This is a genomic window from Methanobrevibacter sp. (assembly GCF_045646045.1).
Classification (GTDB): Archaea; Methanobacteriota; Methanobacteria; order Methanobacteriales; family Methanobacteriaceae; genus Methanocatella.
The window spans coordinates 1-14,237 of the sequence record NZ_JAZRJY010000092.1; the positions used below are offsets into that span (position 1 = coordinate 1).

The 14,237-nt window shown below is 31.8% G+C and carries 15 protein-coding genes; 4 read left to right on the forward strand and 11 right to left on the reverse strand.

Annotated features, from left to right (window positions below):
* Nucleotides 1–898 (forward strand): AI-2E family transporter (locus ACKI5C_RS06290; protein WP_407432327.1); only part of this gene is annotated, 898 nt, incomplete at its 5' end.
* Nucleotides 898–2,679 (forward strand): DNA polymerase domain-containing protein, encoded by a 1,782-nt coding sequence (locus ACKI5C_RS06295; RefSeq protein WP_407432328.1) that lies wholly within the window; start codon nucleotides 898–900, stop codon nucleotides 2,677–2,679. The genes ACKI5C_RS06290 and ACKI5C_RS06295, both read left to right, overlap by 1 nt.
* Before the next feature lie 74 nt (nucleotides 2,680–2,753).
* Here ACKI5C_RS06295 and ACKI5C_RS06300 read toward each other — a convergent pair whose 3' ends face one another.
* The 6 genes from ACKI5C_RS06300 to ACKI5C_RS06325 form a co-directional block, all read right to left on the reverse strand.
* Complete coding sequence (locus ACKI5C_RS06300) at nucleotides 2,754–3,113, reverse strand: hypothetical protein (RefSeq protein WP_407432329.1); 360 nt, start codon at nucleotides 3,111–3,113, stop codon at nucleotides 2,754–2,756.
* Nucleotides 3,114–3,119: 6 nt separating this feature from the next.
* Nucleotides 3,120–4,151: an L-sulfolactate dehydrogenase gene (gene comC / locus ACKI5C_RS06305; RefSeq protein WP_407432330.1), complete on the reverse strand. Its 1,032-nt coding sequence runs from the start codon at nucleotides 4,149–4,151 to the stop codon at nucleotides 3,120–3,122.
* 11 nt (nucleotides 4,152–4,162) lie between these two features.
* Nucleotides 4,163–5,182: a phosphoribosylformylglycinamidine cyclo-ligase gene (gene purM, locus ACKI5C_RS06310; protein ID WP_407432331.1), complete on the reverse strand. Its 1,020-nt coding sequence runs from the start codon at nucleotides 5,180–5,182 to the stop codon at nucleotides 4,163–4,165.
* A gap of 79 nt (nucleotides 5,183–5,261) precedes the next feature.
* On the reverse strand, nucleotides 5,262–7,175 hold the full coding sequence (locus tag ACKI5C_RS06315) for a beta-CASP ribonuclease aCPSF1 (RefSeq protein WP_407432332.1): 1,914 nt from the start codon (nucleotides 7,173–7,175) through the stop codon (nucleotides 5,262–5,264).
* 134 nt (nucleotides 7,176–7,309) lie between these two features.
* Entirely contained in the window at nucleotides 7,310–7,924 is a 615-nt protein-coding gene (gene psmB, locus ACKI5C_RS06320) for an archaeal proteasome endopeptidase complex subunit beta (protein ID WP_296795757.1), read from the reverse strand.
* Between the two features lie 216 nt (nucleotides 7,925–8,140).
* Nucleotides 8,141–8,419: a hypothetical protein gene (locus tag ACKI5C_RS06325; RefSeq protein WP_407432333.1), complete on the reverse strand. Its 279-nt coding sequence runs from the start codon at nucleotides 8,417–8,419 to the stop codon at nucleotides 8,141–8,143.
* Nucleotides 8,420–8,633: 214 nt separating this feature from the next.
* Here ACKI5C_RS06325 and ACKI5C_RS06330 point away from each other — a divergent pair, with 214 nt between their 5' ends.
* The gene (locus ACKI5C_RS06330; protein ID WP_407432334.1) at nucleotides 8,634–9,356 is read left to right on the forward strand and encodes a class I SAM-dependent methyltransferase; all 723 of its coding nucleotides are present in this window, start codon (nucleotides 8,634–8,636) and stop codon (nucleotides 9,354–9,356) included.
* Here the strand turns inward: ACKI5C_RS06330 and cofG are convergent.
* From cofG to ACKI5C_RS06355, 5 genes are all read right to left on the reverse strand, one after another.
* On the reverse strand, nucleotides 9,334–10,431 hold the full coding sequence (gene cofG, locus ACKI5C_RS06335; protein WP_407432335.1) for a 7,8-didemethyl-8-hydroxy-5-deazariboflavin synthase subunit CofG: 1,098 nt from the start codon (nucleotides 10,429–10,431) through the stop codon (nucleotides 9,334–9,336). The two genes, ACKI5C_RS06330 and cofG, sit on opposite strands and share 23 nt — an antisense overlap.
* 3 nt (nucleotides 10,432–10,434) lie before the next feature.
* Complete coding sequence (locus ACKI5C_RS06340; protein ID WP_407432336.1) at nucleotides 10,435–10,875, reverse strand: DUF2120 family protein; 441 nt, start codon at nucleotides 10,873–10,875, stop codon at nucleotides 10,435–10,437.
* Nucleotides 10,876–10,887: 12 nt separating this feature from the next.
* Nucleotides 10,888–11,826 carry a GTP cyclohydrolase MptA gene (gene mptA, locus ACKI5C_RS06345; RefSeq protein WP_407432337.1) on the reverse strand — a complete coding sequence of 313 codons (939 nt, stop codon included), beginning with the start codon at nucleotides 11,824–11,826 and terminating at the stop codon, nucleotides 10,888–10,890.
* A 211-nt stretch (nucleotides 11,827–12,037) separates the two neighbouring features.
* Complete coding sequence (locus ACKI5C_RS06350; protein WP_407432338.1) at nucleotides 12,038–12,514, reverse strand: Lrp/AsnC family transcriptional regulator; 477 nt, start codon at nucleotides 12,512–12,514, stop codon at nucleotides 12,038–12,040.
* 190 nt (nucleotides 12,515–12,704) lie between these two features.
* Nucleotides 12,705–13,868 carry a tRNA (guanine(10)-N(2))-dimethyltransferase gene (locus tag ACKI5C_RS06355; protein ID WP_407432339.1) on the reverse strand — a complete coding sequence of 388 codons (1,164 nt, stop codon included), beginning with the start codon at nucleotides 13,866–13,868 and terminating at the stop codon, nucleotides 12,705–12,707.
* Nucleotides 13,869–13,949: 81 nt separating this feature from the next.
* Here ACKI5C_RS06355 and ACKI5C_RS06360 point away from each other — a divergent pair.
* The coding region (locus ACKI5C_RS06360; protein ID WP_407432340.1) for a DegT/DnrJ/EryC1/StrS family aminotransferase at nucleotides 13,950–14,237 on the forward strand (288 nt) is incomplete at its 3' end.

Here is a 14,237-nt window from a genome sequence, read left to right on the forward strand (position 1 = left end):
CTATGGAATCAGACCTGTAGCAAGCAGGATTCAATCCAAATTGAAATATTCATCAATTTCCATTTTACTGGCAATGGTTGTTGTATTGATTCCATTAATACTTCTGTTGGCTTATCTCATATTCGAACTTTCCATTTTTGCCAGTTGGTGTTTAGCCAATAACCCGAATATTGATGTAAATGGATTGATTTCCCAGGTATCTGGTTATTTGCCTGGAGTCGACGCTAATTCCCTTAATTTAATTATTCATTCAGCCATTGAAAAAATTGGAAGTTATCTTTTAAATTACTCTGTTACATTTTTAAGCAAATTTGCTAATATTACTTTGGACTTATTTATCCTGGTCTGTTCAGTATTCTATTTCGTGCGGGATGGTAAAAAGTGTTTGGAGTTTATCAAATCATTTATTCCTGATGATTCCAAGGACTTTTTTGATAGAACTGTGGCTGCAGTCGAAGATGTATTGAAAAGTATTTTCTATGGACACTTTCTAACATCTGTTATCATAGGTATCTTTGGATGTATCGGCTATTCTCTTTTAGGGTATCCATTCGGCATATTTTTAGGTGTATTGACAGGTATACTTCAATTGATTCCAGTATTTGGGCCTTGGCCAATATATTGGGCATTATTCTTTATTGACATTTTCTCAGGCAATTACGTTAGAGCTGTTGTAGTATTACTATTCGGATTTTTCTTGAGCACTATCGATATGTATATCAGACCGGCATTATCCAGCCATTATGCGGATATTCACCCATTAATCCTATTGATAGGATTTTTAGCCGGTCCATTGGTATACGGAATTGTCGGATTTATTGTAGGACCATTGATATTGGGAATTACTTATGCTGTTCTCGATAGCTATAGGCATGAATATCTTCTTGGTGATGACTAATGGAAAAGAATGTTGTAATATTGGATATTGATTATGTCACATATGACGATAAACCGGTCATTCGTTTGTTTTCAAAAAATGGGGATGAGAATGTAGTTCTGTTGGATGATACATTTGAGCCTTATTTGTATGTTGTATGTGATGATTTTGAAAGGGGAACTGTTGAAATTCAAGATAATCTTGATGTTCATGTTGAAAAAGTCATTAAAAAAGATTTTCAGGTCGAAAAAGAATTTCTTAAAGTCACATTCAATCATCCTCAGGAACTTGCAAAAAACAGGGATAAATTAAGAGATCTTGAAAGTGTGATTCAAATTAGGGAATTTGATATTCCTTTTTATAGAAGATATTTGATGAATAGGGATGTTATTCCTATGACTGAAGTGACAGCTATTGGTGAGGAATTGGATTCATTTTTAAACTTGGATTCTAAAAAGCAAGATATTCAAATAATTAAGCTCACCGAAGAGCTGAAACGTGTTCCTGATTATCCTCAAAAATTTAGAATTTTGAGTTTTGATTTGGAAGTAAGAAATCCTCACGGAATGCCTAATTCTGAAGAGGATGAAATTATTATGATAGGTGTGGCAAGTAATTTCGGTGTTAATCAAGTTATTTCCACAAAAACAAATTCAAAAGATAGGGATGATTTTGTAAATCATGTTGGATCCGAAAAAGAGATGATTGAAGAATTTGTAGATATTATTAAGACAAACAATGTGGATATTATAGTTGGATATAACTCTGACAATTTTGATTTCCCATATCTTAAGGATAGGGCAAAGATTTTGGATGTTGATTTGGATATTGGAATGGATGAATCTGAGGTCAAATATATTAGAAGAGGCTATGCTAATGCGGCATCTCTTAAAGGTTTGATTCATGTAGATTTATATCTGGTTATGAGAAGGTACATGTCCCTTGAGAGATATACCTTGGAACGAGTTTATTATGAATTGTTTGGTGAAGAAAAGATTGATGTTCCTGGGGAGCGAATTTGGGAATTCTGGGACAATGGCGGTGAAGAATTGGACAATCTATTTGACTATTCACTTGATGATGTTATTTCCACTTTAAAGATAGCAGAACAAACCTTACCTCTTAATTTAGAACTTACTCGTATTATTGGCCAGCCTTTGTTTGACGTTAGTCGTATGGCTACAGGTCAACAAGCTGAATGGTTTTTAGTCAAACAGGCTTATTTTGATAATGAAGTTGTACCAAATAAACAGGGATCAAACTTTACAGACCGTGCAAATGCTGAAGACAATGAGGGAGGATTTGTACTTGAACCTGATAAGGGATTGCATGAGAATTTAGTACAGTTCGATTTCAGAAGCCTGTATCCAAGTATTATTATTTCTAAAAATATTTCTCCGGATGTTTTGATAGAGGATGATGTGGACAATCCCGATGAGTATAATATGTCTCCGGAACATGAACTGAAATTCAGAAAAACTCCTCAAGGTTTCATTCCGTCAGTTATTGATAAAATCCTGCAGGAACGTTTTAGAATCAAACGTGAAATGAAGGCATGTGATGATCCAACTGAAAGAAAAGCTTTGGATGTACAGCAGCAAGCTATTAAACGATTAGCAAATACTATGTATGGTATTTATGGTTTTCCACGTTTCAGGTGGTATTCATTTGAATGTGCAAAAGCTATCACTTCCTGGGGAAGGCAATATATTAAACATGCTATGAAAGAATCTGAAAAATATGGTTTTAAAGCTATTTATGCCGATACTGATGGATTTTATGCAAAATATGTTAAAAAATAATCTATTAAAAATATTTTTTTTTATCTTAATGGTGCAAGAATACTAAAAAAATATGTGGTGTGTTTGGTATAATATTAAATTAATTCTTTTCTAATATCGGCTCCGGCAATGATTAGTAAGAGTGAAAACAATACCAGTATTATGCTAAAGCCAATAATTATAAAATTCAATACTGCAATTATAATATATAGCTTCCATAATGTGCTATCATTTTCATATTTAATCGAAAGCAAGTATATGGCCGCAGCAAAAATAAAGTATATTAATACTCCAAATATTAATATTTCAATGCTAGCTCCCCTTTGAGCTAATGCATATGCACCAGTATCTGAATTAAGTCCAATGGTCACTATTGATAATAGAATACCCATAGCGACATATCCGTATGATACTATTTTTGCTAGATTTCTGCCTTGCGGCCTATTTTCAAACATTTAAATCTATTCTTCAAGGTATGAATCAATATCGATATCTAAATCATTGCAGATTCCTTTTAACTGTTCATACAATTTAGCATCAATTTCAATTCCATTTTCTTCAGCATCAGCGATTCTTTTAACTTCCAAATCTCCTGGAATTGCAACAGTTTCACCAGTTGCTCTTACCTGGGATACAAAGTCTTCAGTATTATCTACAAAATCACCAAAGTCTCCAAATTTGGATGGATCAATTGCTATGTATAAATCTCCTTTAGTACAATCTTTTTCTGGTGATGCAGTACCGGTAACTCCCATACCATATCCTGCCTGTACTAATGGTCCGGTTAAAATTTCAATCATTAATGCAATTGCGTATCCTTTAAATCCACCAAATGGTAAAATAGAACCTCCGTCAAGAGCGGCTTCAGGATCAGTTGTTGGATTTCCGTCTTTATCTAAAGTCCATCCTTCAGGTAATTCTAAACCTTTTCTTTTTGATTCAATGATTTTTCCACGGGCGGTAACTGATGTTGCCATATCAACAGTAATGTAACTTTCAGATGGGATACCTATAGCTAATGGGTTGGTTCCTATTAATGCATCTTTTCCACCTAATGGTGCAATTGCAGGATCAGTATTTGCCATAACTATTCCAATAACATTTTCTCTTAATGCTAAATCAGAGTAAAATCCGGTTACACCGAAGTGGTTTGTATTATGCACACCTACACAACCAATACCTACTTCTTTTGCTTTTTTAATTGCAAGTTTCATTGCTTTGTAGGATACTGCTTGCCCAAATCCGCTGTTACCATTAATTAATGCAATAGCTGGAGTTTCTTTTTCAATTGTAATGTTGTCTTCTAAATTTATGGTTCCAGCTTCAATACTTGTTAAATATTGTGGAAATCTTCCAAGTCCGTGAGAAGTAAATCCTTTTAAATCAGCATCAATTGTAGCTTCAGCCACTAACTCACAGTCTTCTTCACTAGCTCCTAATTTTTTCAATATTTCTTTTACAAGAGCAATTTCGTTGTCTTTCGTAATTATCATTTTCTCCCCCTCTAGTATTCAATTGTTGAGCCTTCGAAAGCTTTAACAATAATTTTTTCATTATCAGTTACTTTACCAATTATTTGGCAGTTACAGTATTCATTTAAAGTATCCATAATTTTTTGTGCTTCACTTTCTTCAGTGATTACAACAAAACCTATTCCCATATTGAATACTTTGTACATTTCTTTAATGTCTACGTTTTGCTCATAGATAAGTTTGAATATTTCTGGTGTTTCAGGCAAGTCATTTATTTCATATCCTACGCCTTTTTTCAAACGTCTGAGGTTTGTAAATCCTCCACCAGTAATGTGGGCTAATCCATTAATTTTATATTCTTTTTCAAATAATGCAACAATAGGTTTTACATATAGTTCTGTTGGTCTTAATAATTCTTCACCAATAGTGGTTGAACCGTTAGGCATTTTATCATCAACAGTAAGTCCGGCATCATCAAATATTGCTTTCCTGGCTAAACTGTAACCGTTTGAATGGATACCATTACTGTTAATACCGATTAAAACATTTCCTGGCTCAATATCTTCACCGGATATTATTTTATCAATGTCTACAAATCCGATACCGGTTCCAGCTATATCAAAGTCTTTAATTATTCCAGGAAGTGAAGCGGTTTCTCCACCGATTATGGCTATTTTTGATTCTATAGCTCCTTTAACAAGACCTTCTGCAATTTCAGCTGCTCTTTGCGGATCAGGTTTTTCAACAGCAAGGTAATCAACCAGTGCTATTGGTTCAGCACCAACACATAAAATATCGTTTACAACCATTGCAATACAGTCAATTCCGACGGTATCGTATTTATTCATCATTTCAGCTATTAGAATTTTACTTCCTACACCATCAGTACTCATTGCAATAGCTTTGTCTCCTAATTTAACTAAAGCAGCATAATGGCCGCTATCAGTAATTATATCTCTGTATTCTAATGTTGATTGGAGTTTAGATGCAATTTCTGATACAGTTTTTGCTTCTAAATCAATATCAACACCAGATTCTGAATAAGTAACCATATATTACACCCATAAGCATTTTTTTTAAAAATTTATTTATACTATCTAAATATTTGTATTAATTAATATATATTATTTATTAATGTATTCTAACACAATCTAAATTGATAGGAGTCCTTGTTTCAATTTTATAACTTCTATGAATTGATGAAGCTAAGTCAACAGCTTTTTTAGGGTCTCCATGACAAGTAATGACTCTTTCAGGTCTTGGATTAAGTCTTTTAACATATTCCATTAATTGTCTTCTGTTAGAGTGACCACTGAATCCATGAATAGTTTTAGTTTCCATATTGACATGGAATTCTTTTGTTCTACCGTCGTCGTCTTCAAGAGGAACATCTTTTCTTCCTTTTTGAATTCTTCTACCGAGAGAACCTTCAGATTGATATCCTACAAATATCAAAGTATTTCTTTCATCTTCACATAACCATTTGAAGTATTCAACAGAATTTCCTCCGGTTAACATACCTGAGGTTGATAGAATAATTGCAGGTTCGGGACTTTCAACAATATCTTTTCTTTGATTGTAATTTTGAACTTTCTTGAACATGTCTGAGACAAATGGATTTCTGCCCATATGGAATATTTGGTCTCTTAAATCTTTACTTAAATATTCCGGTCTCGCTGTATGGATTGCTGTTGCTTCCCAAATCATACCATCGATATAAATAGGTACTTCTTCAATCATTCCATGTCTCATATATTCTTCAAGTACTACCATAAGTTCCTGTGCTCTTCCTACAGCAAATACTGGAACTAATACTTTTCCGCCACGTTTTAAAGTTTTATAGATGCTTTTCATCATTTCCTTTTCGGCAGAATTTCTTGATGGCTGAACATCTTCCTTACCACCATAGGTACTTTCCATAATAACTGTTTCAGCACGAGGGAATCTTATAGTTGCAGGTTCAAGTAATCTTGATGGTTCGTATTTAAAATCTCCTGTGTAAACAAGGTTATATGCACCGTCTCCAATGTGCATGTGTGAAATTGCAGACCCTAATATGTGTCCTGCATTATGTAATGTTAATCTAATATCTGGTGAGATATCAGTTACTTCCCCATAATCTAATGTGAGCGTATTTTTTATTGCTTTGTGGATATCCTTTACGGTAAAAGGTAATGGATTTCCTTCTCTGTGAGCAATATCAATATGATCTAATTGTAACAAGGTGGTTAAGTCCCTTGTTGGAGTTGTACAATAAACTGGTCCTTCATATCCATAATGATAAAGGTATGGTACAAATCCGCAGTGATCCAAGTGAGCGTGAGAAATAATAACTGCATCCAATTCTTCAATTGAAAATTCCGGAGCAGTCAAATAAGGGAATGCAGTCTTATTGTCTGGTGCAGCTACATTAACACCACAATCCAATAAAACACGACTGTTCGGAGTTTGTAAAAGCATTGATGAACGTCCTACTTCCTTAAATCCTCCCATGGAAGTTACTCTTGCCCAATCGTTAGGGTATTTACTTCCCTGGTGAATTTGACGTCCAAGTCTTTGCAATAATTTTTTTCTGTCTTTACTACTATTTTTCAATGTAGTTCTAATTTTACCAATAACATCTGAACTGATTGGTGGGGTTCTTAAAATTTTAGGCGCCCAACCAGTATTTTTAACAATGTTTCTTGAAGTTGCTCCGTATTTACCTATTACAAGTCCTGGTTTTTTTGCAGTAATAACAACTTCCCCAGTTACTGTATCAAAGTAAATATCAGTTATTTCTGCACCTTCAGGAACAATTTCATGAATTTTATTTATTGTTTCTTCAGGTTCAAGTAAAGCACTTTTGTCTGATCTAATAATTATTCTTTTTCTAAGCTCTTTTGCAAGTGATCTGACCAAATCACCATTTTCAGTAATGACCTGTGGATTTTTTGTATAAACCACCACTTCAGGTCCCTCAAATTCAACTTTTGAAACCTGTGTGTCTTTTGGTAATTTAGCCAAAATCTCTTTTTTAATTTCATCTAAAATGTCTGAAGTCATATAATCCCTTCAAAAAAAGTTTAGTGTATTATAATAGTTTGTGAAAAGCATTTAGCCATAAATAGTTAACTCCACAAACCATGTACACTATATTATATAAAAAATAGTTAGTTTATGAAAAATTAGTTTATCGCTTAAATTTTTTGTAGAATATCATTAATTTTTTCATTATCTAACATTTCAAAGCCGTCTTTATCTACTTTAGCGACTAAATATCCGTTACCGGAGAAAGTGTCACGTTCAGCAGCAGCCCTTATAGCTCTTATGGCTATTTCAATTCCTTCATCAGTTGTAAGATCATCTCTGAATCTGTCTTCTAACACACCATATGCTACGATAGAACCTGATCCAGTTGATATATAAGTATCTTCAATCATACCACCAGCTGGGTCGAGTGAGTAAAGGGAAGGTTTATCTCCGTCCATACCACCGAGTAATGTTTGAACATACATTGGTCCGGAACGTAATATGTTTGCAGTTAATGATGCAGCAGCTCTAACACTAATGGCATCGTTGTTTCTCATTTGATAAAGAGAAACTTCTGCTTCAATTATTTTCATAAGACTTTGTGCATCTCCAACGGAACCAGCAATGGTTGTTACGATGTGATCATCAATTTTAAATATTTTTTCTGCGACTTTGTGAGCTACTAAATTACCCATACTAGCTCTTCTTTCGCTTGCAAATACAACACCGTCTTTGCAGGTAATACCTACTGTTGTTGTACCTTCTAAAATTTTGTCATCCATTTAAAAACACCTCTATAAGTATTTAAAATAAAATTTCAACTACTTTAGGTTATCGTCAATAAAATATAATTAAATTTTATTTAAAATCAGAATCAATATGTCAGTTTAAACTAACAATTTAATATTAGCTATCGAAGTATATAAACTTTTCTTAATATTTTTAATATATTTTATATTTGATGTTTATTTTTTATGATAAATGGTTATATTGGTGGACTATTTTGTATTAGCTATATCTTTAATTTCTTTTTCTGTTAATCCAGTAATTTCAGAAATTGTTTTAAATTCACATTTTAATGATAGTAATCTGCTAATTGTATTTTCAGTTGTTAGTTCTCCATCATTAAATAAGTCTTTAATTATTTCAATTTTTCCTTTTTCCATTCCTTTTTCTATTCCTTTTTCTATTCCTTCTAATTTTCCTTCTAATTTTCCTTCATTTTTTCCTGCGTTGAATTGTTCTTCCATTGCTTCGGTAACACAATCAACTTTCATCATAATCACCTCTAATATTATCATATTATTTTAAAAGATTTAAATTAGTTTGTTTTTAATTATAATAATTTTTATATCCTAAAACAATATTTAAATTACAAATCAATATTTATTTATCATTTTAATATTCATGGGTCAAAACAATTTTTTTATATCCCGATAATTTTGATTTAGTAATAATTTTTAAATACAATTCTATCCATATAATTTTTTAATGAAATATAAAAAAATTGGAGATATTTTAATTTTAAATGATAATCCTAGTAATTTAAATGAATTGGCTCAAAAACATAACGTTAAAACTATAATGCAAATTGACCATATTCAAGGAACAAAAAGAGAACCTGTGTATAAGGTTTTATACGGTAGTGAAACCGAAACGATTAATAAAGAGAATAAATGTTTATTTAAACTGGATTTGTCAAAAGTAATGTGGTCAAAAGGCAATGTTAATGAACGACTGAGAATAGCCAAATTGGTTAGGGATAATGAATCCATTATAGATATGTTTGCGGGTATTGGGTATTTTTCCATTCCGATTGGTGTTCATGCTAATGCAAAAGAAGTGATTTCAATTGAAATCAATCCCAATTCTTATTATTATCTGTGTGAAAACATTAAATTAAACAATTGTGACAACATTACTCCAGTTTTAGGTGACTGTTTGGTTGAAACTCCCAATTATAAGGCAGACCGTATTTTAATGGGATATGTTAAAACAACTCATCATTATCTAAAAGTAGCTATTGACAGCCTAAATAAAGGGGGAATAATTCACTATCATGAAACGGTTCCCGAAAAATTGATAGAAACAAGACCTATCTCTCGAATAAGGCAGTCTGCCGGTGATAGGGAAGTTGAACTATTAGAAATAAATAGAATTAAAAAATATTCGCCTGGAGTATGGCATGTGGTTATAGATGCTTTAATAGATTAAGTGTTTTTTCCAATAATCTGTCATTTAACCATTCTTCATTAACGTATTTGTCATAAATACATAATCTTTCTGTCAATTCAAATCCTGCATCCTGTGTTAAATTATTCAAAACATCTATCGTAGGCCACGGGGAAGTCGGATTTACATAATCAATACTGACTGGTGATACTCCGCCCCAGTCGTCGGCTCCGTAGAGTAAGAAGTTTTGAGCTGTATCATAATTTAAATTCGGCGGTACTTGAATACTGACATCTGTATCTCCAAACAGTAATGTTGCAGCAGTTACTGTCCGGATCATATCTAATAGGGTAGGTTCCGGCCAATCTTTCATTTCAATATTTGGTGTTGATGTAAAGTTTTGTATGATAATTTCCTGAATGTGGCCGTATTTATCATATATTTCACGAATATCAAACAATGAGTCAGCAATTTCCTCTTTTGTTTCACCAATTCCAATTAAAATACCTGTGGTATAAGGTATTTTTAATTTTCCTGCATTGGAAATAGTTTCAAGTCTTAATTTCGGATCTTTTCCTGGACTTTTTTTATGTGCAGGCAGTTCCATCAATCTTTCAGAGGAATTTTCAAGCATTAAACCCATTGATACATTCACTTCTTTTAGCTTTTTTAATGCATCATATGAAAAATTTCCGCCGTTTGTGTGAGGCAATAAGTTAGTTTCATCTAAGGTCATCTGACATATGTCTACAATATAGTCAATCATATTATCATAGCCAAATTCACTTAATCTTTTTAAAACTACTCCTTCTTCATCAGCATCTTCACCAAAAGTAAATAATGCTTCTTTACATCCTTTTTCTTCAGCTATTTTTAATTCTTCCAAAATTTCTTCTTTTGTTTTTAAAATAATAGCATCTTTATCTGTAGGATTTTTTTTAAAGTTACAATAACCGCAGTCATTTCTACAGATTTCAGTTAAAGGAATAAAAACATTTTTAGAATAAGTTATGAGATTATTCTTTCGATATTGCATCGCCTCAAGCATATATTTAACAATATCTGGTCCTTTAGCATTCAATACTGAAAGAATATCTTCTTTTGAATATTTTGTCATTTTTTACTCTTCTTTTTCAGAAACAGTTACTTCAACATATAAAGGTGGAATCTCGTTTTTATCTTCCCATATTGCAATAATAACATCAAAGCTCGGAAGTTCAAAAACTTTATAAACAACTACAAGCCCCATTGATTCTAATTCTTCTTTTACTCTAGAAAAACCTGCATTATCAACGCTTACAGTCTGCAATTCGCTTTCTTTTATATGTTTATCTCCTAATTTTAAAATTTCTTCAATTTTATCAGAATCTGCTGGAACTTCAACACCGCCAAGTTCTTCTCCAATTTCTAAAACTTTTTCTTCAAGCTGATTGATTGGTATTATTTTTCTTGAGCGACTTCTAACGATAAGTATTTTGTCATTGTCAATGGCAGGGCGAGACCCTTTAAAAGAGTCAAAAAAGCCCATTACACTTCCAGCTATTTCATATTTCTTTTGCATTACATCAAGTCCTTATAAGTTTAATTCTTGTTTTAACTCGCCCATTGTTGTTACTTTTTCTGCAAATGCATTATGTCTGTGTATACTTTCTTGATTTTCTTGGCGAGAAGTAATTAATGTATCGTCTGGGAAATCTGAGTATTTATCTGCAATCATTTCCATCATGTTTCTGACACAATCTTCAACGAAAACAGGTTTTCTATGTGCATTCATTACTGTTGCATTTTCATCTGGTCTTTTAAGGAGTTCGCATACTGGGGAGGACATGGATTTTTCTATAATTTCAATGATGTCTTCTCCTTCAACTTCCCATCCTTCAGGTACTTCAATTAATAATGTTCCTATTCCTCTTTGGTTGTGAGAAGCGAAAGTTACAGTATCGAGTACTTTTTGTGTAGTTTCTTCATCTAAAAATTCTAATAATTTTGTTTTGTCAGATTCTCTTACGGATTCCTGTGCACATGGACAAACGGTCATTCCAATTAATTCTGCACCGATACTTTTTCTAATTTCGACATTTCCTTCTTCATCTCTTAACCCTACAGCTTTTGCTTTAAGGTTTGCCATTTCTTGAGTTTCATGTTTGGTAATCGGTGATTCACTCATGAACATGTAATCGGTAGTCATGGAAATTTCAACACGTTTTGCATATTCGTGTTTGTCCATCATTTTTTCAACAATCATAGCACATAATGATTCTACTCCAAAATTGTTATCAGTAGATATGCTGTCTAAAACTTCACTGATAGCTTCAGGGTTTCTGGACATATGCACTCCTTTTTGATTAAAAGGTAAATCTACAAAAGCATCAAATGTTGGTAATAGAATTATCGGCCTTTTATTTGGTCTTTCAAGTTGCAATAATTTTTTAACACCAGTTACTCCCACCCTAGTTAATTTTATGGGGATATTTGGTGTATCATCTTGCGTATCTGGTAAACAAATTGCCAATTTAATAACCTCTATATATAATTTTAATAATATAGGTTTATTGTTTAACCTATTTAAATAGTTAGGTAAAAATAAGGTTTTTAAATGTTAAAATAATTTTTTTAAAATTTGATATTGTTTAATTATTGTATCTGTTAAATAATATCAACAATTTCTATTATTGTGGTGATTTGTTTAAAAATAGAGTATGTGGTAGAATTAACTACCGCATTTATAAAATATTTGAAGATCCCATATCTTCTTTAATCACATCAAGAACAGTTTGTGTGTATGTTCTTTCTATAATTGGGTCTTTTAATAACTCTTTAATAAATGCATTTAATTCATTTGTATTTCTGAATTTAGCAATTAAAAATGCATCATATTCTCCAGTAACGTCATAAATACCTACAACATTTTTATTGAAGAAGGTTTTTTCTTCCCAGTTTTTAAGTTTTCCACCTTTTACTCTAACTCCAATAATTGTTGTCAATACAAAACCTAGTTTTTCATGATCTATTACTGGTGAGAATTTTTTAATTACTCCTGTTTTGACCATTTTGTCAATACGGTTGTGGATAGTTCCAACTGATACATCTAAATCTCTAGATATTTGTCTGTAAGATGTTCTCACATCCTTGTTGATGATTTTTAATATTTTTACATCAGTTTCATCTAGCTTTACTATGTTGTCTTTTTCCTTAACCATTATATTATTCCTCCATTTGTAAATATTATATAATACTATATGTTATATAATATTTTATTTAAAATTTTTCATTTTTTATTATATTATTTTTATTTTTTTAATTAAAATACTTTATGTAATATAATTCATACTATTTTATTTGTTTTTTATATTTATTTTTTAAATATTGTTTAGAAAAAATATTGATTGATTAATCAGTATCTAATTTTGATAATATATTTTTCAGGTCATTTATCGATGCATTGGTTTTTATTCCAATCGGACTAAAATGTGTTTTTTCAGCTTCAAATCCATTATTTCTTATTTCATCAAAAATCAAATCTAATTTTGGAGCACTTATTTTTAACAACCGGCATATTGAGTGAACATCATAAAATGTGGCGGGACTATCAGCTTCGATTAAACATGCATTCAATAATTTTAACAATTGATTTTCTGTATTTAATTTTTTATTTTCACATTCATCAATCATTTTTGATATAAATTCTTTGTTTTGAATTTCTCCAAGCCATAATGGGCCGGCCTGAATTAATTTTTCACCACATTCTGGACATATGTCTGGTGTTGATGTAGCAAGACCTTTGTTGCATTCTCTATACAAACATTCTCTGCAATGGCTAATATAACCAATATTTTTTAAAGATTCATCACTTTTTTTTGAACCTTTTTTAACTTTCAGGTATAATCTCATATAATGTTCAGTACTATGTGATAATAATACTTCAATACACTTTGCATATTTGGATAATGTCAATGCACAAAAACCGGCAAGAATTCTGATACCTGTTTCATGACAATATTCACTTTTGTAAGGTTTGGAATTATATTTTCGAATACATGGTTCTTTATATGTTCCGCATAAAGCTGATGTGTCTGTAGCGGTTACGCATAACAATGATTCTCTTCTTGCACAATATCCTGCAGAATCTAGAAATGGTGAAGGAGTTCCAAATGGATCTATGTCAATAACATCAAATTTCCCGCGATTAAGTCTTAAAAAGAGACTCGCATCCTGTTGGGATATTGTAATGTCATCAAGTTGGTTTAACTCAACATTATGTTGTTCAAATTCATTAGCCAATTCACTTATGTCGTTAATTGATACATTTCCCACACCGTCAATTTCATTTTTGTAGCGCACACCTCTTATTCCACTTCCTCCAAATAAATCACAAATATCAATATCCCTGTCTTGTTCTTTTTGATATGTTTGAAGTGCCAGAATTGAAATATCCCTATTCAATTCCATATGTGGATTGTAAAATACAGGTGCATCAGATGAAACTTTTTCATATTCGGGAAATTGTATTTTTGTTAATCCCTCTTCTATTGTTTTAAGGTTATAATCATCCAAGTTAATCACTTTTTAATTTTACTTACTTATTATTTTAAATATTATTAAATTTATATATTATTATAATAAAAAGGTGATATTTTGTCAGAAATTAAAGTTCCAATAGCAAAACCAATTATAGGACAAGAAGAAATTGATAATGTAGTTGAGGTTTTGAAATCTGGAATGATTGCTCAAGGACCAAAAGTTTCAGAATTTGAAAAAGAATTCGCATCATGGGTTGATGCAGATTATGGTGTTGCAACCAACTCAGGTACTGCAGCCCTACATGTAGCATTGCTTTCCTGCGGTATAGGCTCAGGTGATGAAGTAATTACAACTCCTTTTACATTTATAGCAAGTGGAAATTCAATAGTCTATACTGGAGCA